The sequence below is a fragment of the Mesorhizobium sp. BR1-1-4 genome (assembly GCF_020165375.1).
GTDB classification, from domain to species: Bacteria; Pseudomonadota; Alphaproteobacteria; order Rhizobiales; family Rhizobiaceae; genus Mesorhizobium; species Mesorhizobium australicum.
This window is the reverse complement of record NZ_JAIUIB010000005.1, coordinates 53,409-72,978: the sequence shown is the minus strand read 5'-3', so window position 1 is coordinate 72,978 and position 19,570 is coordinate 53,409. Positions and strand designations below refer to the sequence as shown.

Genomic DNA, 19,570 nt, shown 5'->3' with positions numbered 1-19,570 from the left:
GGGGGGTCACCCCCGCATCCGTTCGAAATTCGCATCGAACAGCGGCGCCGCCTGAATGCGCGCCGCATGCCGTTTGCCCAGCAATTCGATTTCGAAGCCGTCGCTCTCCTCTGCGATCTCCTTCGGCACATAGCCGACAGCGACCGACTTCTTCGAATGATGGGCATAGCCGCCCGACGTCACCCAGCCGCGCACCGCGCCACCGAACCAGATCGGTTCGTCGCCGATGACATCGGCATCGTCGGCATCGACGATGAAGGCGCGCAGCCGCAACTTGCCGCCCTGTTTGCGCTCGGCCAGAGCCGCCGCCTTGCCGATGAAATCCGCGTCCTTGCCGTAGGCGACGAAACGATCGATGCCGGCTTCCAGCGGCCCGTAGATCGGCCGGTATTCGCGCCCCCATGAGCCGTAGTTCTTCTCCAGCCGCAGCGCGTTGAGCGCGCGCGAGCCGAACAGGCCGATGCCGAATTCCGCCCCCGCCGCCATCAGCGCCTGATAGGCGGCACGCTGATATTCCGGCACCACCCAGATCTCGTAGCCGAGATCGCCGGTGTAGCTGACGCGGCCGACCAGGCATGGCGCCATGCCTACATCCATCTTGCCGACGGCCATGAAGGGAAATGCCGCGTTCGAGATGTCGGAGCGCGTGGCTTTCGCCAGCACGTCCCTGGCCTTGGGGCCGGCAATCGACAGGCCGGTAAGCTTTTGTCCCAGCGCTTCGATATGGACCGAGCCATCGTCGGGCAGATGCTGCTCGAACCAGCGCATGTGATATTGCTCGGCAATGCCGGAGCCGGCCAGGAACCAGCCCGCTTCTTCCCGACCTTGGGGGCTGAGATTGGCCAGCGTGAAATCGCCGATCAGCCTGCCGTCGTCCTTCAGCATCGGGGCGAGCGTCATCCGGCCGGGCTTCGGCAGCTTGCAGGCGAGCATCCGGTCGAGCCAGGCCGCGGCCCCCTCGCCCGTCACCTTGTATTTGGCGAAGCTCGATATCTCCGACAAGCCGACGCCAGCGCGAACCGTCGCGACTTCGGCGGCGACATGGCTGAAGTCGCTCGAGCGCCGCCATGAGAACTCGTCCTTGACGCCTTCCGGCGCGTACCAGAGCGGCACTTCCAGCCCGTAGGCGACGCCCCACTGCGCACCCTTGGCCGACAACAGGTCATAGACGGGCGTCGTCTTTAGCGGCCGCCCGGCCGGCAGTTCCTCGTTGGGGAAGCGGATCGAAAAACGCCGGGAATAGTTTTCGCGCACCTTGGCGTTGGTGTAGGCCATCGTCGCCCAGTCGCCGTAGCGCGCAACATCCATCGCCCAGATATCGGCGCCGGGATCGCCCTCGATCATCCAGTTGGATAGCGCCAGACCAACGCCACCGCCCTGGCTGAAGCCGGCCATGACGCCGCAGGCGACCCAGAAGCCCGGCAGGCCGCGCACCGGCCCGACCAGCGGGTTGCCGTCGGGCGCGAAAGTGAAGGGCCCATTGATGATCTGCTTGATGCCGGTGTTCTGGAAAGCCGGGAAATGCCGGAAACCGACCTCGAGCGACGGCGCGATGCGGTCGATCTCCGGCGCCAGCAATTCATGGCCGAAATTCCACGGCGTCTGGTATTCTGACCATGGTTTGTTGGCTTTCTCATAGGTGCCCATCAGCATGCCGCCGCGTTCCTGGCGCAGATAGAGTTCGCCGTCGAAATCGACCGCATGGATGATTTCGGTGCCGGTTTTCTGGTTCCAGGCAGCAACCTCCGGCATGTCCTCGGTGATCAGGTACATGTGCTCCATCGCCAGTACTGGCAGTTCGAGCCCAACCATGCGGCCGACCTCGCGCGCCCACAGGCCGCCGGCATTGACGACATGCTCGGCCACCACCTCGCCCTTGTTGGTGATGACGCGCCACAGCCCGTCGGGACGGCGCACGATATCCTCGACCTTGGTGAAGCGCTCCACCTCGGCGCCGAGTTTTCGTGCCGCCTTGGCATAGGCGTGGGTGACACCGGAGGGATCGAGGTGGCCGTCCTCCTTGTTGCGGACGGCGCCGACGAACTGCTTGGGATCGAGCAGCGGCATCAGTTCGGCCGCCTCTTTCGGGGAGATTTCCTCCAGCTCGATGCCGAGATAACGGCCCTTAGCGACCACCCCGCGCAGCCAGTCGAGCCGCGCCTCGGTGGCCGCCAGAAGCACGCCGCCGGTCAGGTGGACGCCGGTTGCCTGGCCCGACAGCTCCTCGATCTCCTTGTAGAGGTTGATGGTGTATTTCTGCAGCTTGGCGACGTTGGGATCGCCATTGATCGTGTGCATGCCGCCGGCCGCGTGCCAGGTCGAGCCCGAGGTCAGCTCGTCGCGCTCCAGCAGCACGACGTCGGTCCAGCCATGACGGGCGAGATGGAACAGCACCGAACATCCGACGACGCCACCGCCGATGACCACGACCTTTGCATGCGATTTCATGGTTTCTTCTCTGATATCAGTTAGTTGGATGGGTGGGATGATTCAAAACGGGACGTTCGTGGCGCATTACGGCTCGCCCTGTCCGATCGCTTCCTTGCGCTTGGCCACGTAGGCCTCGAGCGCTTCGCGTACGGCGATGTCCATCACCGGCTCGACATAATCCTCCAGCGCCTTCTTCCACAGCCGCGTCGCGCGCGCGGTTGCGTCGAGGCCGCCGGCCTCCTGCCAGGCTTCGTAATTCTGCCAGTTGGAGAGCATCGGCTGGTAGAAGGCGGTGGCGTAGCGCTCCAGCGTGTGCGGCTCGCCGAAGAAATGGCCGCCGGTCGGCACCGCGCCCAGCGCCTCGACGGCAAGTTCGGCCTCATCGACCACGATCGGGCGCAAAAACTCCATCATGTGCTGGATCATCTCGACGTCGATGATGAATTTCTCGAACGAAGCCGTCAGCCCGCCCTCCTGCCAGCCGGCGGCGTGGTAGACGAGATTGCCATGGCCAAGCACCGCGCCCCACAACGCCATCAGCGTCTCATAGGCGCCTTGCGCGTCGGCGGCGTTGGAAGCCGAACCGGGCGTCGTCCGGTATGGCAGGCCATAGCGGCGCGCCAATTGACCCGAAACGATGTTGGCCTTGGTGTTTTCAGGCGTGCCGAAGGCCGGCGCGCCCGACTTCATGTCGACATTGGAGGTGAAGGCGCCGTACATCACGGGCGCGCCTGGCCGCACCAGCTGCGTCAGCACGACGCCGAACAGCGCCTCGGCATTCTGCTGCGCCAGCGCCCCGGCCAGCGTCACCGGGCTCATCGCTCCCATCAACGTGAACGGTGTCACCGCCACCGACTGGCCGTACTCGGCCATGGTCATCAGCCCCTCGGCCATCATCTCGTCGAAGCGACGCGGCGAGTTGACCGAGATGATGGTGGCAATGCCGGGATCATCAGCCATCTGGGCCAGCGTCATCCCACGCGCGATCGCCATCATCTCGATGCCGTCCAGCGCCCTGCCCCGGCCGATCGCCGAGACATGAAAACTCTTGTCGGTCAGCGTCAGATTGGTGAAGTACGTATCGAGATGGCGTGAGTTGGCCGGCAGTTCGACGGGGGCGCAGACCTGGTTGCCAAGCATGTGGACGCAGTTGAAATGCTGCGCCAGCCTGGTCAGATCAGCATAGTCGCGCAGATTGCCGGCACGGCGGCCCCGCTCCATGTCATGCACATTGGGAGGACCCGCAACCAGCGTGAAATTGATGGTGTTGCCGCCGAGATGGATTGTGTTGGCCGGATTGCGTGGGGTCAGCGTATAGCCGGACCGCGTTGTCTTCAGCGCCTCGTCGATCATGCCGCGATCGACGCGCACATTGGCCGAGGCGTGATCGACCTTGGCGCCGGCCTTCTCGAACAGCGACAGCGCACGCGGGCTCATCACCTCGATGCCGAAATTCTCCAATATGTGCATCGACGCCTGATGGATCGCCTCGATCTGGTCTGGTGACAGCAAGGCCATCGGCGGATAGGGATTGATCACCCGCCTGGGCCGCAGCTGTGCGATGGGCGCTGGCCCCCGGTTGCTGGTACGCTCGGCGCCGCGCTTGCGTCTTGGTTCGGTCATGCCGGCATCAAAGCTTCGGTAAACCGCGCAAGCTGTCAGAAATGCGCCGTTTACGGGCGTGATTTTAGCCAAGGCGGCATATGCTCAGCACGACTTTATAAAAGGCGACAATTGGCGTCGGAATACAGCTATGGCATTTTCTCACCTGACCGTGCCGACGAGGCGTTAACAGCGGCAGCAAGATTCCCTTTATGATTTCGGCCTATTGCTCATCCAATGCGTAGGTCGAGTTTTAGTAAAATTGTAGCGGTTGGCGTGCTGCTGGCACTTTCGGCCTGCGCGACGGCACCCAGTCACATCAACAATGTCTGCGCCGTCTTCGACCAGAACGATGGCTGGTTCGACAATTGGCAGTCGGGTGCCGAGCGCGCTTCACAGAAATACGGCGTGCCGGTGCCGGTGCTGATGGCAACGGTGCGCAAGGAATCCGGCTTCAAGAGCAACGCCCGGCCGCCGCGCACCAAACTGCTCGGCTTCATTCCGTGGAAACATGTCTCCTCGGCCACCGGCTTCTCGCAGGCGCTGGACGGCACCTGGTCGCAATATCAGCGCGAAACCGGCAACTGGGCGGCGCGGCGCACGAGATTCGCCGACGCCGTCGACTTCGTCGGCTGGTATCATTCCAAGACAGCCGACACATACGGCGTCGCGCGCAACGACACCTACAACCTCTACCTCGCCTATTACCTAGGCTGGACCGCCTATGGCCGCGGCAATCGTGGCGATGCCGGCGTCCAGGGCTACGCACGGGCCACCGACAAGATGGCCCGCGACTATGCTGTTCAGCTGCAGCAATGCGGGAGCTGATGTCCTGTCCGCGCTAGTGCGGCTTTGTCGTGTCCTTCGGTTTTGAATCACCAGTTTCCGACACCTCGTCGCGGACTTCGTGGCGACGGGCCCGCGAAACGGCGTCCGCCTCCTCGGCGGCCCCCCCGATCGCGTCGGCCTCAGCACCTGCCACCTTGCCATGTGGCCGCTTTGGCGGCTCGCCGGCAAAGCCCGGACCTTCGCCATGCGGCGCGTCGTCAGGCACGCCTTCATGGGCGGCATGTTCCCTGTCGAACTTGATCACCGGCTCCATGGTCTTGAGCACGTCGTCGGAGAGCCAGCACAGGCTCATATGGCCATCGCCGAGGTTCTTGACCGGCGGCACCTTGGTCTCGCACAGATTGTCAGGCACCAGCTTCTTGTAGCCGCAGCGTGTCTGGAACGGACAGCCGGACGGCGGGTTCATCGCCGAGGGGATGTCACCTTCCAGCACGATGTGCTTCTTGACCACGCTGGTGTCGGCAATCGGGATCGCCGAGAGCAGCGCCTCGGTATAGGGATGGTAGGGCGGCGCGAAGATCTGGTCTGTCGTGCCTTGCTCGACGATATAGCCGAGATACATGACGACGACGCGGTCGGCGATGTAGCGCACGACCGAGAGATCGTGGCTGATGAACAGCATCGTCGTCTTGTTCTTGCGCTGGATGTCCATCAGCAGTTCCGTCACCGCCGCCTGCACCGAGACATCGAGCGCCGAAACCGGCTCGTCGGCCACCACCACCTTGGCGTCGCCGGCGAAGGCTCGCGCCACGCCGATACGCTGCTTCTGGCCGCCGGAAAGCTGGCGCGGCTTGCGGGTTTCGAACGCCCGCGGCAGTTTCACCAGGTCGAGCAGTTCCAGCATGCGCTTGCGCCGGTCGGCAACGGTCTTGCCGACGTTGAATTTTTCCAGCGTCCGGATGATCTGCGACCCGACCGAATGGCTGGGGTTGAGCGTGTCGAACGGGTTCTGGAACACCATCTGGATCGACGACACGGTGTCGACGCTGCGCTTCTCGATGCCGGTCGACTGGATTTCCTTGTTGCCGAGCGTGACGCTGCCGGAGCTGGCGGTTTCCAGCCCGAGCAGTACCTTGGCAAGCGTCGACTTACCGCAGCCGGATTCGCCGACGATGGCCACGGTCTCGGATTCGCGTGCCATGAACGAGATCGTCTCGTTGGCCTTGACGACGCGGCCTTCGCTCGAGCCGAACACCTCGCTGCCGCCGACCTTGTAGTATTTCCGCAGGTCCTCGATCTTGAGTACCGGCGCACCGGGCACGACGCGCTCATTCACCTTCTTGGCGCCGGGCGGCAATGCCTCCCAATCGATCTCGTTGAAGCGCACGCAGCGCGAGAAATGGCCCTCGTGTCCGGCGACTTCGATCATCGGGATTTCGGCGGCGTTGCAGACGCCCTCGACGAAATGGTGGCAGCGCGGGCCGAAATTGCAGCCTTTGGGCCGTTCGTGCGGCAGTGGCAATTGCCCCGGGATCGAGATCAGCGGCCGCGAGTTCTTGTCGGCGCCAGGCAGCGGGATCGAACGGAACAGCCCCTGCGTATAGGGGTGGCGCATCCGGTCGAAGACGTCCTTGATCTTGCCGGTCTCGACTGCCTCGCCCGAATACATCACCGTGATGCGGTCGCAGGTTTCCAGGATGAGGCCGAGATTGTGCGACACGAAGATCATCGAGGTGCCGAACTTCTCGCCCAACCCCTTGACCAGATCGACAATGCCCGCTTCCACGGTTACGTCGAGCGCCGTCGTCGGCTCGTCGAGCAGAAGCAGCGCCGGCTTCGACAGCAGCGCCATGGCGATAACGATGCGCTGCTGCTGGCCGCCGGAAAGCTGGTGCGGATAGGAGCGCATCATGCGCTCGGGATCGGGAAGCTTGACCGAGCGCACCATTTCGAGCGCCCTGGAGTAGGCCTCTTTCGTCGACACCTTGTCGTGGATCAACGGCACTTCCATCAGCTGCTGGCCGATCTTCATCGCCGGATTGAGGCTGGCCATCGGCTCCTGGTAGATCATGGCGATCTTATTGCCGCGGATGGCGCGCAGCTCCTCGTCGGAGAGCTCGCCCATGTCCTTGCCCTGGAACTTGATCTTGCCGCCGACGATCTTTCCGATGTTGGAGAGGTCGCGCATGATGCCGAGCGACACGGTCGACTTGCCGCAACCGGATTCGCCGACGATGCCCATCGCCTCGCCCGGCATGACCGTGCAGGAAAAGTCCATGACGGCCGGTATCTCGCCCTTGCGGGTAAAGAAGGAGATCGAAAGGTTCTCGATCTCGATGATCGGCTGTGCCGGATTTCGAACTGCCTCGTTCATGGGTCGCTCCAATCCTTATTCTTGGCCAAGTGGGATCTGAGACCCCGCCGTCAATCCTTCATCGATTGCTCACGCAGTGAGTCGGCGAGCAGGTTGAGACCCAGCACGAACGACATCAACGCGATCGTCGGCGGCAGCGCCGGGTGAATAAAGGACCGCAGCAATCGGCTGGCATCCTTGATCGCCGTACCCCAGTCCGGGCTCTCGGGCGCAAGGCCCAGGCCGAAGTAACCCAGCGTGCCGAGCAGTATGGTGGTGTAGCCGATGCGCAGGCAGGCATCGACAATCAGCGGCCCGCGCGCATTGGGCAGGATCTCCCACAGCATGATGTACCAAGGCGATTCACCGCGCGTCTGCGCCGCCGCCACATAGTCGCGCGTCTTGATGTCCATCACCAGACCGCGCACGATGCGGAACACGCCAGGGCTGGAGGCGAACACCACCGCGACGAAGATATTGAGCTGGTTGGGATCGATGTGGACGATGTGCAGCGGATCCCTGTCGAAGACAAGGCCGAGATAGATCCAGCCGCCGATGATCAGTGTCAGGCCGAGCAGGATATAAATCCGGTCGGGCCGGTTCTTGTAGCGTGTCCAGAACAGCACGCTGAAGAAAATGATCGGAAACAGGAAGAAGACGCCGGCCAGCGCATAGGGGATCGGCGTGTCCATGATGCCGGGCGTCACCAGCAGGTAGAACAGGAGGATCACCGGGAAGGCCAGCACGAGGTTGGCCAGGAACGACAGGATGGAATCGATCTTGCCGCCGTAGTAGCCGGCCGGCAGGCCAAGCGTGATGCCGACCATCAGCGCGAAACCGGTCGCGGCGGGTGCGATGATCAACACGATCTGGCTGCCATAGACCATGCGCGAGAACACGTCGCGGGCGAGCTTGTCGCCGCCGAAGAGGTAGACGAGCCCCGATTGCGGTTCGATGGCGCCCGGCAGCGTGTCCTTCATGATCGGGATCTGGCCGAGCGGATCGAAAGGCGAGATGGTCGAGGCGAAAATCGCCGTGAACAGCCAGAACAGGCAGATGAACACGCCCGCTATGCCGACGCCGCTGTCGAACAACTGGCCGTAGAGCGCCAGCTTCTTCTTGTAGAGAAAGCTCGCACCCATGACGATGGCGAGCGCGGCCCAGACCGGCCAGAAGCGCCAGAGCACTTCGAGGATGATGGTGGAGGCGCCGATATATTGAGCTTGCATGCGCCTTCTCCCTACTGAACGCGGATGCGCGGATTGAGGAATGCATAGCCGACGTCGGAAATGAGCTGGGTGATCAGCACGATGAACACGGAGACCAGCGAACAGCCGAGCAGAAGATCGATGTCGTTGTTGCCGGCGGCCTCGACCAGCGTGTAGCCGAAGCCCTGGTAGCGGAACATCACCTCGACGATGACGACGCCGGTGAGCAGCCAGGGGAACTGCAGCATGATGACGGTGAACGGTGCGATCAAGGCGTTGCGCAGCGCGTGCTTGACCACGACGCTCTTGAAGGAAAGCCCCTTCAGGCGTGCCGTGCGGATATATTGCTGCGTCATCACCTCGACCATCGAGGCGCGTGTCATGCGTGCGATATAGCCGATGCCGTAGATCGCCAGCGTGATCACCGGCAGGGTGAAATTGTAAAAGGTGATGCCCTGGCTCGCGGACGCGGCCGACCCGTTCAGCCAGCCAAGCCACGAAGCGAAGATGACGGTGAAGATGACACCCGACACATATTCAGGCGTCGCCGTCGAGGCGATCGAGGCGATCGACAGCACGCGATCGGTGCGCGACCCCTCCCGCATGCCGGCAAGGATGCCAACCAGCAGCGACACCGGCACCATTACGCCCAGCACGCAGAGCATCAGAATGCCGGTAGCGCCCAGCGCAGGGAACAGCTTGGCCGCGACCGTGGTCTTGAACTTGGTCGAGCAGCCGAAATCACCCTCGATCACGCCGGAGAATGTCGGCACGGCCGGGTCATTGCAGAAGGAGAAGCGCTGCGTGGTCTTTCCGGTCACCGGATCCGTGATCGGCTGCTTGGGCACGACGCCGAGCCACTGGCCATAGCGAACGAAGAAATTCTGGCGATAGCCGTGATTGACCAGCCAGCTTTCGAGTTGCTCCGCCGATGTGTGCATTTCGGTCTGGCTGATCGCCAGCTTTTTTAGATTGGGTTCGAGATTGACGAGGAAGAAGACGACCAGCGTCAGGCACAGCATCGTGAGCAGTATCGTGCCGATGCGTCTGATGATGAATGAGAACATTGTGCCCCCCTGCCGGCCGGGTTGGGGTCAGATATGGTCAACCCTGTGACGAAAACCCTGTAGCGTCCCGCCGCCGCTGCATCCAATGCAACGGCGACGATCCTGCGAATATGAGGGGCAGGCGCCCCTCATATCCATCAAGCAGCGGTCACGCCTGATCGAGCCAGACCTTGCCGAAATCGTGCTCGTAGGTGGGGTGCATCGAGTGGTTCTTCACCTCGGGCTTGATGTTGATGTAGAGCTTGCGCCAGTAAGGCTGGATGATGATGCCGGAATCCTGCAGCATCTGCTCGATGTCCTTCATCACCACCTTGCGCTTCTCCGCATCGGCGATGCCGAGCGCCTCGTTGACCTTCTTGTCGAAGTCCGGATTGGCATAGGCCGTCTCGTTCCAGGCTTCGCCCGAGCGGTAGGCGATGGCGATGACCTGGATGCCAAGCGGACGCATGTTCCAGTTGGTTTCCGAGAATGGATACTTCGTCCAGTCGTTCCAGAAGGTCGAGCTCGGCAGCACGGTGCGCTTCACCTTGATGCCGGCCTCGCGCAGCTGGGCCGCGATCGCGTCCGTGGTGTTCTTGTGGTAGTCCTCGTCGTTGCTGATCAGCTCGTGTTCGAAATCGATCACGCCGGCTTCCGTCAGCATCTGCTTGGCCTTGGCGACGTCGCGCTTGATCTTCGGCAGTTCGACATATTCCGGATGGATCGGCGCGACATGGTGGTTTTCGGCCGGCGTGCCGGCATTGCCGTAGCCGAGCTGCAGGACCACCGAATTGTCGACGGCCAGGCACATCGCCTGACGCACCTTCTGGTCGCCATAAGGCTTGGCGTTGACGTTGAAGCGCGACACCACGGTAGCCGCGGTCACCACTTCCGAAGGCGGCGCACCGACGTCCGCGATGATCTTGACGTAGTCGGCGGTCGTTTCGTGGTTGGTCTGCACTTCGCCCGATTCGAAGGCCGAAACGGTCGCGGCCGGATCGGTGCCGTAGTCGATGAACTCGACGCCGTCGAGGAAGGCTTCGCCCTGCCACCACTTGCCGGTCGTGCGGCGCTTGTAGACCACCTTCTGGCCGACATCATAGGAGACGAGCTCGAACGGACCAGTGCCGATCGGGCAGTTCTTGAAGTTGGCGCCCTTCTCGTCGAAGCTCTTGTGGACGACGAGGCCGGGATAGTCGCACAGGTTCGGGATGATGGCGATGTCGGGCTTCGACAGCTTCAGTTTGACGGTCATGTCGTCGACCTTAACGATCGACCCTTCGCGCAACTTCTTGGTCTTTTCGTCGACGAGGCTGCCGAGACGTCCAGGCATCGAGTTGCCTTCGGCTGATTTGTCGGCCCAGCGGGTGAAATTGTAGATCACGTCATCGGCGGTGAACTTGTCGCCATTGTTCCATTCGACGCCAGGCCGCACATGCAGCGTGTACTCGGTGGCGTCGTCGTTGATGTCCCAGCTTGCCAGCAGATATGGAGCGAATGTGTACTCCTTGGTGTATTTCACCAGCGGCTCGAGCGCCTGGCGCTCGGCGTTGGAAATCTCGGACCAGTCGGCGGTACGCGGATCCTTGGGATCCTTGACCGACATCGCCACTTTCAGCACGCCGCCCTTCTTGCCCTGGACGTCCTCGGCCTTGGCCGGAGTCGGAGCGGCAAGGCCGAGCAGGCCGTAGGCCATAGCGGTCGAGGCACCGAAGACGCTGGCGAGCGCGAGGAATTCGCGGCGATCGACTTTGCCCGACTTGGCTTCTTCGGCCATCGCCAGGATGTGATCCGGAACGCTGTCGCCGTTGCTCTTATAGATTGTCATGACTAACTCCCATTGTTGGCTTTCCGCCGATTAACATTCCGCATCCGGGCCATGATGTCAAAGACGGCATGGATTGGGAACATGTTAGCGAATGTGCAACTTTGGAAGGGGGGCAGTTCGCGTGATAGCGACAGTCTTGGCGCAAAATTGCTAGTGCGCCCAGATTTCGCCAAAATCTCTTCGGGCAATTAAATTGAGACATTCGCACTGGTTACGACAGCGCCAGTTGCGGCCAGGATGAAGGCCAGGCCCTCAATATTCCTTCTCGTAGAAGATGCCGCCCTTGGCTTCGCCGGCGTCCGTCGCCTCGCCGCGCAATTTGACGCCGCGCCCGACATTGAGATCGATGGTCGCCTTGCCGGAACCCGGCTTGTCGCCTTTCTGGATGGTCACATAGGTGCGGTCGTTCAGGTACTTGCCGGCCGAGACCGCCGTGCCGCCCTTATCATCGGTGGTCACGTCGAGGTCGTCGACGCCGATGGCGCTGCGCAGGTTTTCCAGAAGCGACGTCGAACCGCCGACGCCGGCCAATTGTCCGGCGGCCTCGGCCAGCTGCGCGATCTGCAGCGGCGACAGGTTCGACATCGACCGCCCGAAGATCAGCTGCGCCAGCACCTCGTCCTCCGGCAGCGCAGGCACCGAACTGAAGGTGAATTTGGGATTGGTCGCCTCGCCCGACACCACGATGGTGACGGTCGCGCCGGTCGTGGTCGTCGTCGCCGTCAGATTGAGGTAAGGCACCAGCGAACCCGAGAACCCGACCGTGCCTTCGGTGAAGGTCAGCCGCTTGCCAAGGATCGACAGCCGGCCGCGCTGCAAGGTGAAGGCGCCGACGGCTTGCGGCGACGAGGCCGGGCCGGTTAGCTTGAGCGAGCCACCGAATTCGGCGTCGACACCCCTGCCCTGGATGAAGATCTGGTTCGGCGCGTTGACCGTGACGTCGAGTGCAAGGCCGCTGCCACCGCTCTTACCGCTGGTCGTCGCCGGGCGCAGCGCCTTGTCCTGCGCCCTGACCGGACCCGGCGCATTCTTGTGCTTGACGTCGAGCGCCGAGAGCGAGCCCGGCAATTTGTCCGGGACCGTGATGACGGTCTTGGCCAGGTTGACGGTGCCGGCAATCGCCGGTGCCGAAGTCAGCGGCCCCTTGATCGTCAGGTCGCCGCCAAGGTTGGCGGTCACCACGCGACCGTCCGTATAACGACCGTCCGTGAGCTTGATCGACAGGTCGGCCGGGAATCCTTGCGCCGGATTGATGCCGACCGTGCCACTGGCCGACAGGCTGCCGCGCGTCGACAGGGTTCCGGTCAACCGATTGACCCTGGCAACGCCATTGCCGATCGAGACATCGAGGGCGATGTCGTTGACTGCGAGACCCGAATTGGCATCGACCAGGCGTGCGCCGGACGCCCTCACCGTACCACCGATGACAGGCGATTTCGCCGGACCACGCACCTGGACATTGACGTTGGCGTTGCCGGTCAGCGACAAGCCCTGCGCGGCAAGTTTCTCGCTGAGAAGGCCGAATGGCACCGCACCGTTGAAGTCGAGCGCCAGCGCCGGGGTGCCCACCGTCGTCACCGTGCCGCCGCCCTTGAGTCCAAGGCCCTCCCCGTCGCTGATATTGGCGTTGAAGGCCAGCTTGTTGCCGGCAAAGGTGCCGGACGAAGAAACGCTCACCGCGCCGACGCCCGCGCCACGGGTCTGCGATGTCTGCACGCCGGCCGCGTCTATGTTGAAGGCAACCGCGGGGCTCGCCGGTGCGCCCGTCACCTTCACCGTGCCGGAAATGGAACCCGCGGCATCGAGCCCGGGCGAAAAACTGTTGGCGAGCGACATCGGCACGCGTGCCAGCACCGCATTGATGTCGAGCGCCTGCCCGACCTTGCCGGTCACCGTCGCGGTGCCGCCGCCAAGGTTGAGCACCAGCCTGTCCAACGTCGTCGTGCCATTGGCGATGCTGACGGTCGAGGCCTGGGCGATGGCCGCCTTGATGCCCTGGACGGTCGCCTGGCCTGAAGCAAGCTCGATGGTGGTCGTCCCGTTGGCTACCTTCACCCGGCCTGCCGCCTGCGCCGGAATGCCCTTGACCGTCGCTCCACCGGAAAAGCCGGTCCAGTCGCCATCGCGCTTCAAATCGACATTGATGCCGCTGATCACCGTACCGCCCGAGGTGACGGTGTCGGCGCGGATCTTGCCTGAAATCACGGGAGCGGCGAGATAATTGGCGATCAGCGCATCGACCGAGACGGCCTTCGCCTGTAGGTCGCCGCGTATGATCGAGTCGGTCGTCGCCTTGATGGCGACCTGCGGCGCCGCGCCATTCCTGGAGAAGGCGATCGTGCCGCGAACGTCGCCTTCGGCCTTTTCCAGTGCCAGTGCGGCAAGCGGCCCGATGTCGGGGAGGTCGAGCGAAATGATGCCTTCAGGCACGAACTTGTCGTCCAGCGCCAGATCGCCCGAGATTCGGTTCTTGCCCAGCGACAGCAGCAGGCCGTTGATGGCGCTCTTGCCGTTCGCCGTTGCCAGCACGGCACTCCCCTGCAGCGCCTGCCCGGCGACATTGCCGGTGAGTTGGACATTGGCCGCCGGATTGGCGGCATCGGCCTTGCCGGTAGCCGTGAGCTTCAATCCGGTGATCTCGCGCGATGCCACCGACAGTCTGTCGCTGTTGACGGTAAGCGACAGGTCGGGCGCCATGGCCGGCCCTTGCGCGCTCAGCGCGAAGGCGATGGCGCCCGTGGCATCCTTCGACAATGGCGAGATGTCGCTCAGCGTCCCCCTGATATCGGCGGTCACTTTGTTGTCGGCAAGGCTTGCCTGTCCGTCGGCGCTCAGCGCGCCGGAAGCCAGCTTCAATCCACCGATGTGGAGATTGCCGTTGGGTTCGCGCTTCAGCGTGGCGCTTATGTGGGCGCGGTCGCCAAGCATGCCGCGTGCCGCCGCCGGCAAGGCCGACGATGGCGCATCCGCCTTCAGGTTGAGATCGATGGCACCGTCACGCAGCGACACTTGGCCGGCCACCTGGCTGCTCAGCGCATCGCTTTTCAGCGAGCCGCTGTCGATAGCCACAGTGTCGGCGCTCAGCCGGGCGCTGAGCGCGGCCGTGACCTTGCCGGCGATAAGCGGCGCGATCGTTGGATTGTCGAGCCCAACCTTGTCCACCGATACCGTTCCGGAAACCGGCCCGGCGCGATTCCGGAGATCGAATGCGTCCGAGTGCAGTGCCAGGGTCAGTCCGTCCACCTTCGCCGGGCTGGTAACGACCGAGGGCAGGATCACGGAAAGGTCCAGTCGGGCATGCGTGCTTTCGCCCGCGATTTTAGCCGATACTGATCGGACCTCGATCTTGACGGGGCTCTCGGCGCTGCCGACCGTCAGCGGCAGGCTGGGGCCGGACGAGGTCAGATCGATGGCAAAGTCGCTCGCCCCATTCGGATTGATGGTGCCTGTGGCCTGCCCGGAGACCTTGTCGCCGGACAGGGTGGCATGGTCGAGGGAGACGCCGCCGGCGATCGTGTAGCTGCCGGCCGCATCGACGGCGAGCGGTCCGAGCCCTGCCTGGCGGGTCTGGCTGGTCTCGGCACCGGCCAGTTTCGCGTTGAACCGGATATCGGGAGTTGCCGGCGCTCCGCTCACTTCAGCGATACCGTCAAGCGTTCCCGTGGCATCCAGGCCAGGCGAAAACGCATTGGCAAGCGCCGCCGGCAAGGCGGAGACCTGCGCCGCCAGATCGAGCGTCTCGCCAGCGCTGCCCGACAGCGCCACCTTGCCGCCGCCAATATCGAGCACCAGCTTCTCGATCTTGGCCGTACCGTCGGCGATGGTCAGAGCCGACGGTTCGGCAATCACCGTCTTGATGCCACGAACGGTGGCGTCGCCCGAGGCGATTTCGACGCTGGTGGTGCCCTCGGCGATCTTCACCCGGCCGGCAGCGGTCGCAGGAATGCCCGCTATGGTCGCGCCACCAGTGAAATCGGTCCAGTCGCCGTCGCGCTTGAGGTCGACGCCGATGCTGCTGATTTCCGTGCTTCCCGAAGTGACCGCATCGGCCTTGATGGTGCCCGAGATCGCCGGCGCCTTGAGATAATTGGCGACGAGCGCATTGATGGCGATCGCTTTGGCCGTCACCTCGCCACGCGCGACCGAGGTGCTCTTGGCATCGATGGCAATGGACGGTGCATCGCCGTCCTTGGCGAACAGGATGGTGCCGTTGATGTCGCCGGTCACCGCCTGGCCGGCGAGCGCGGCCAACTGGTCGATGGCAGGTGCGGCGAGCGTCAGCGTGCCCAGGGGCATGAACTTGTCGTCGAGCGCCAGATCGCCCGAGACCTTGTTGTCGCCCAGCGACACCAGGAAGCCGTTGATCGAACGCTTGCCCTCGCTGGTCACCAGGGCCGCCTTGATGTCGAGCGGCTGGTCGTTGACGGCGCCGGTCAGCGAGACGTTTGCGGAAGGGCTCGTTATGTCGGCCTTGCCGCTCGCGCTCAGCTTGATGGCCTTCACCGTGCGGCCCGAAGCGGTCAGGCTGTCGCTGTTGGCGGTTACGGTGAAATCCGGCGCGGTCATCGCGCCGCTTGCCGACAGCGCGAAATCGACCCCGCCGGCAACCGGCACGCCGACCGTCGGCGACAACACCGAGACATCGCCCAATTTGCCCTTGATGTCGGCCTGGATGTCAGTGCCTTGCATGCTGGCCGTACCGCTGGCGCTGAGCGATCCTGAAGTGAGTTCGATGGAATTCGCGGCGAAAGATCCCTGCGGATCGCGCGATGCCGTGGCCGAGAACTTCACCCGCCCGCCGAGTACCGAGGCGATCTGCTGGGGAAACGCGGTCGCCACGGCATCGGCATTCATTTTGAGCTGCATCGACATGTCGGCGAGTGCCACTGTCGCCGTCAGCGAGGCATTGACCGCATCGGAGCGCAGCGTACCCTGATCGATGGCAATAACGGCGTCCTTGCTGATCGAACCGGCCAGATCGACATTGACCTTGCCGGTGATCAGCGGCGCCAACGTCGCGACGTCGGTGTTCAGGCCGCCCGCCTCCAGCTTGACGGCAACCGGGCCGGCGCGGTTCTGGATATCGAAACCATCGGAATGGATTTGCGCCGCCAGATCGTCCAGCCGCGTGCCGCCGGCGACGATCGAAACGAAGGAGGCGCCGATGTCGACGATCGGCGCCTTGCCGTCGCCGAAGGCGCGCGCGGTGGCGTTCTTGATCGCCAGCGTGATCGGCTGCGCCTTGCTGCCGACGCTGATCACCACGGGCGGGCCCTTGGCGGCGAGTTCGACCGACAGGTCGCTGGCGCCGGCAGGATCGGCAATGCCGGACGCGGTGCCGTGCACAGCATCGCTCTCGATGCTGGCCCGGTCGATGCTGATGCCGCCGACCGACGTGGCGGTGCCCGCGACATCGAAGTTGGTCTTGCCGGCAAACAACGGCTTCAGGTTTTCCGGCAGGAAGCGGGCAAAATCGCCGTCGCCCTTTGCCTCGACATGATTGCCCTTGTCGGTGAGCTGGTGACGGCCGGTGAGCTGGGTGACGATCCGATGGTCGACGAGGAAGGTGCCGACACCGCTCCAGTTGGCAAGCGGCCCACTGCCCGAAACCACGATATCTACTGGTGGCGCATCCGGCAGCTTGAGCAGGTTGGCAATGATGCCGCCGGCCGGCTCCGACGCCTTGAGGTCGAGGTCCAGCTTGTTATCGGCGGGTGCGAAATGGATCTTGGCGTCGACATTGCCCTGTTTGCCGTCGTGACGGGTGACATTGAGCACCGTCTGGACCGCCAGTGGCGCGGCATCGGCCTTGAGCATTCCCTTGGCCGCGAGCTCGGCGATGCCGCTGCCGGCCAGTTGCTGGCCAAGCGCGATTTCCGGCAGCTCGATCTGCTTGATGTCGATGGAGACCGGCAGCGTCGTCGTGCCGCTCTGCGCGGGCGGCTGCGTACCGGCCACCGGCAGGCGTGCCAGTTCGACGCGATCGGCGGCGATGCGATCGGCGCTGAAGCTTTTGGACAGAAGTGCCGTCGGCGACCAGTCGACGGCCACCTTGCGCGCCACCAGCCAGGCGCCCTCACGGTCCTCAAGCACGACATGGTCGACGCTGAGATTACCCGACCAGATGCCGTTGATGCCGCTGACGGTGACCTTGCGGTCGTCGCTTGAAGCCAGCCGCGAAATGATGCCGGCGAGGTTGTCGCGCCCGCGCTCGGTCTTGGTCAGCACGACCAGCGCGCCGATCGCACCCGCGACCACGATCAGCAGCGTGTAAAGGACAATGCGAAGGATGCGCCAGACCGTTTTCATCGTCAGAACGCCTGTCCGATGCCGGCATAGATGCCGAAATGCGGATCACCTGGGTCGCGGTTGAGCGGCACGGCCGCATCGATGCGCAGCGGCCCGAACGGCGTGAGGTAGCGCAGGCCGACACCGGCGCCGACCTTGACGTCGGAGAAGTTGGGAACCGACTTGGTCGACACGGTGCCTGCATCGACGAACGGCACGATGCCGATCGTGTCGGTGACGGCGATGCGCATCTCGACCGAAGTCTCGAAGAAGGACAGACCGCCGATCGGCTGGCCGGTGAAGTCCTTCGGGCCGATGCCCTGATAGGCATAGCCGCGCACCGAACCGCCGCCGCCGGAATAAAACCGCCGGTCGGCCGGGACGTTCTGCAGCCCGGTACCGACGATCGAGCCTACGGCGACACGTTCGGCCAGCACGAATTTCGAGGCCGTGTCCAGCGATTGATAGGCCGACCCTTCGCCCTTCAGCTTGAGGAAGGCCGCACCGCTCAAAATGTCGTAGCTCGGCTCGGCATAGGCCAGCAAACGGAAGCCGGTGGTCGGGTTGAGCCGGTTGTCTCTGTTGTCATAGACATACTGCAGCGGAATGCTGGCGATCAGGTATTTGTGCTTGCCGAAGGCGTCGTGAATGCGCGAATAATCGAGCGCGACCTCGGCCGACACGGTCTGCTTCTTATCGAGTTCATAGGACAGGCCGGTGCTGCCCTTGACCGAGAAATGGTCGTAGGCGTCGGGATGTTCCAGCACCGTCTTGATGCTGGCGAAAAACTTCGACGCCGGCCCGATGACGCCGGGTTTCTCGAACATGATGCCGGCGTTGTAGTTCAGTTCGGACAGATTGTTGCTGCCGATGCCGCTGATGGCACCGTCGATGCGCAGCTTTTCGGCACGGCCAAACAGGTTGCGATGGCCCCAGTAGCCCTCCAGGCCAAGCCCCTCGGTGTTCGAGAATGTGCCGCCCAGCCCGAAATAACGCGGCTTGCGCTCGCTGACCTGAACGCCGATCGGGATGTTGCCGTCGGCATCGAGCTTGTCGGCTTCCTTGAAGGTGACACTGTTGAACACCTCGAGCGCCAGCAGCCTGTCGCGCGCGTCGCTGATTTCCTGCGGCGAGTACTGCTTGCCGCGCTTCAGCCCAGTCATGTATTCGGTGAAGTCGCGGTCGACCTTCTCGGTGCCTTCCACCGTGGTCGCGCCATAGCCGGCTACCGGCCCGGCCGCGACCGTCAGCGTCACGTCGAGCGTCGATGTGGCGTGGTCGGCGACGATCTGCCGGCCGGTCACCTTGGCCAGCGGCCTGCCCTGCTCCTTCAGCGTCCGCACGATCAGCGCCTCGGCCTTGAGCACAGCGCCCGATCCGGCGTCGCCGCCTGCTATCAGCCCATAATCGGCGCTCATCAGCCCCGCCGCGTCGCCTTCCAGCCTGATGTTGCCGAGCGTGAATTTGGGGCCGGCCGAGATGGTGATCGCCACCGGAATGGGCTGTGGCCCCTTGAATTCGGCGTCCGGCGGCAATTCGTCGAGCGGCTTGCCGTCGATGGTGACGGTGACGACGCCTTCATAACGGGCATCGGCATAAAGGGCGGCGACCAGCTGTTCACGGTCGCTGCGTGCCTTGGCCATCAGCCCGAGCGAGCCCGAAACCGGCCGGTCCTCGTCGCCTTTCAACGCCGAGGCGTTTTCGAGCTTCTTGACCAGGTCCTTGTCGGCATCGGGCGCGGAGATGGTCACCGCATAGCGCAGGGGATCGACAATGTCGGCGTCCTCGTCGCTGGACGATCCCCACAGCTTGATGCCGAAAAGCTCGAACGCGGCCGCGGGCCTCGATTCGCAAAGCAGCGCCATCGAGCACATCATGGCCAAAAGCAGGGCGCGCGGAAGCACGCGCCCTGGCGCGATCCCTCCTGACATCTGCTCTTCATACGCCGGCATTAAGACAACCTAGTTCGTAAAACTAAAATTGGAATGAAGTTCTGAAGCGCTCGTAAAGGGGCCACAATCCAATT

General features: G+C 63.5%; 9 protein-coding genes. 1 reads left to right on the top strand and 8 read right to left on the bottom strand.

The genetic code is table 11. From position 1 onward, the window contains the following. Positions 1–6: 6 nt before the first annotated feature. Positions 7–2,448 (bottom strand): FAD-dependent oxidoreductase, encoded by a 2,442-nt coding sequence (locus LB571_RS12080; protein WP_224594715.1) that lies wholly within the window; start codon positions 2,446–2,448, stop codon positions 7–9. A gap of 66 nt (positions 2,449–2,514) precedes the next feature. Beyond that, positions 2,515–4,053, bottom strand: coding sequence for a trimethylamine methyltransferase family protein (locus LB571_RS12075; protein ID WP_224594712.1), 1,539 nt, complete (start codon positions 4,051–4,053; stop codon positions 2,515–2,517). Positions 4,054–4,269: 216 nt separating this feature from the next. On the opposite strand from LB571_RS12075, the gene LB571_RS12070 reads away from it, so the two are divergent. Further along, complete coding sequence (locus LB571_RS12070) at positions 4,270–4,860, top strand: transglycosylase SLT domain-containing protein (protein ID WP_015317138.1); 591 nt, start codon at positions 4,270–4,272, stop codon at positions 4,858–4,860. A gap of 13 nt (positions 4,861–4,873) precedes the next feature. Here the strand turns inward: LB571_RS12070 and LB571_RS12065 are convergent, their stop codons facing one another. From LB571_RS12065 to LB571_RS12040, 6 genes are all read right to left on the bottom strand, one after another. Continuing rightward, on the bottom strand, positions 4,874–7,195 hold the full coding sequence (locus LB571_RS12065; protein ID WP_224594710.1) for an ABC transporter ATP-binding protein: 2,322 nt from the start codon (positions 7,193–7,195) through the stop codon (positions 4,874–4,876). A gap of 50 nt (positions 7,196–7,245) precedes the next feature. Then, entirely contained in the window at positions 7,246–8,403 is a 1,158-nt protein-coding gene (locus LB571_RS12060; RefSeq protein ID WP_015317136.1) for an ABC transporter permease, read from the bottom strand. A gap of 11 nt (positions 8,404–8,414) precedes the next feature. Beyond that, a complete protein-coding gene (locus LB571_RS12055) occupies positions 8,415–9,449 on the bottom strand; it encodes an ABC transporter permease (protein ID WP_140822327.1) in 1,035 nt (344 codons plus the stop codon). Positions 9,450–9,597: 148 nt separating this feature from the next. Continuing rightward, positions 9,598–11,256 (bottom strand): ABC transporter substrate-binding protein, encoded by a 1,659-nt coding sequence (locus tag LB571_RS12050; RefSeq protein ID WP_015317134.1) that lies wholly within the window; start codon positions 11,254–11,256, stop codon positions 9,598–9,600. Between the two features lie 252 nt (positions 11,257–11,508). Then, positions 11,509–17,565 (bottom strand): translocation/assembly module TamB domain-containing protein, encoded by a 6,057-nt coding sequence (locus tag LB571_RS12045; RefSeq protein ID WP_224594707.1) that lies wholly within the window; start codon positions 17,563–17,565, stop codon positions 11,509–11,511. A 2-nt stretch (positions 17,566–17,567) separates the two neighbouring features. Beyond that, positions 17,568–19,496, bottom strand: coding sequence for an autotransporter assembly complex protein TamA (locus LB571_RS12040; protein WP_224594694.1), 1,929 nt, complete (start codon positions 19,494–19,496; stop codon positions 17,568–17,570). Between the last annotated feature and the right edge of the window lie 74 nt (positions 19,497–19,570).

Excerpts from the sequence above, each read along its gene's own strand:
- LB571_RS12080 (WP_224594715.1), bottom strand. The coding sequence starts at position 2,448 with ATGAAATCGCATGCAAAGGTCGTGGTCATCGGCGGTGGCGTCGTCGGA.
- LB571_RS12075 (WP_224594712.1), bottom strand. The coding sequence starts at position 4,053 with ATGACCGAACCAAGACGCAAGCGCGGCGCCGAGCGTACCAGCAACCGG.
- LB571_RS12070 (WP_015317138.1), top strand. The coding sequence starts at position 4,270 with ATGCGTAGGTCGAGTTTTAGTAAAATTGTAGCGGTTGGCGTGCTGCTG.
- LB571_RS12065 (WP_224594710.1), bottom strand. The coding sequence starts at position 7,195 with ATGAACGAGGCAGTTCGAAATCCGGCACAGCCGATCATCGAGATCGAG.
- LB571_RS12060 (WP_015317136.1), bottom strand. The coding sequence starts at position 8,403 with ATGCAAGCTCAATATATCGGCGCCTCCACCATCATCCTCGAAGTGCTC.
- LB571_RS12055 (WP_140822327.1), bottom strand. The coding sequence starts at position 9,449 with ATGTTCTCATTCATCATCAGACGCATCGGCACGATACTGCTCACGATG.
- LB571_RS12050 (WP_015317134.1), bottom strand. The coding sequence starts at position 11,256 with ATGACAATCTATAAGAGCAACGGCGACAGCGTTCCGGATCACATCCTG.
- LB571_RS12045 (WP_224594707.1), bottom strand. The coding sequence starts at position 17,565 with ATGAAAACGGTCTGGCGCATCCTTCGCATTGTCCTTTACACGCTGCTG.
- LB571_RS12040 (WP_224594694.1), bottom strand. The coding sequence starts at position 19,496 with ATGCCGGCGTATGAAGAGCAGATGTCAGGAGGGATCGCGCCAGGGCGC.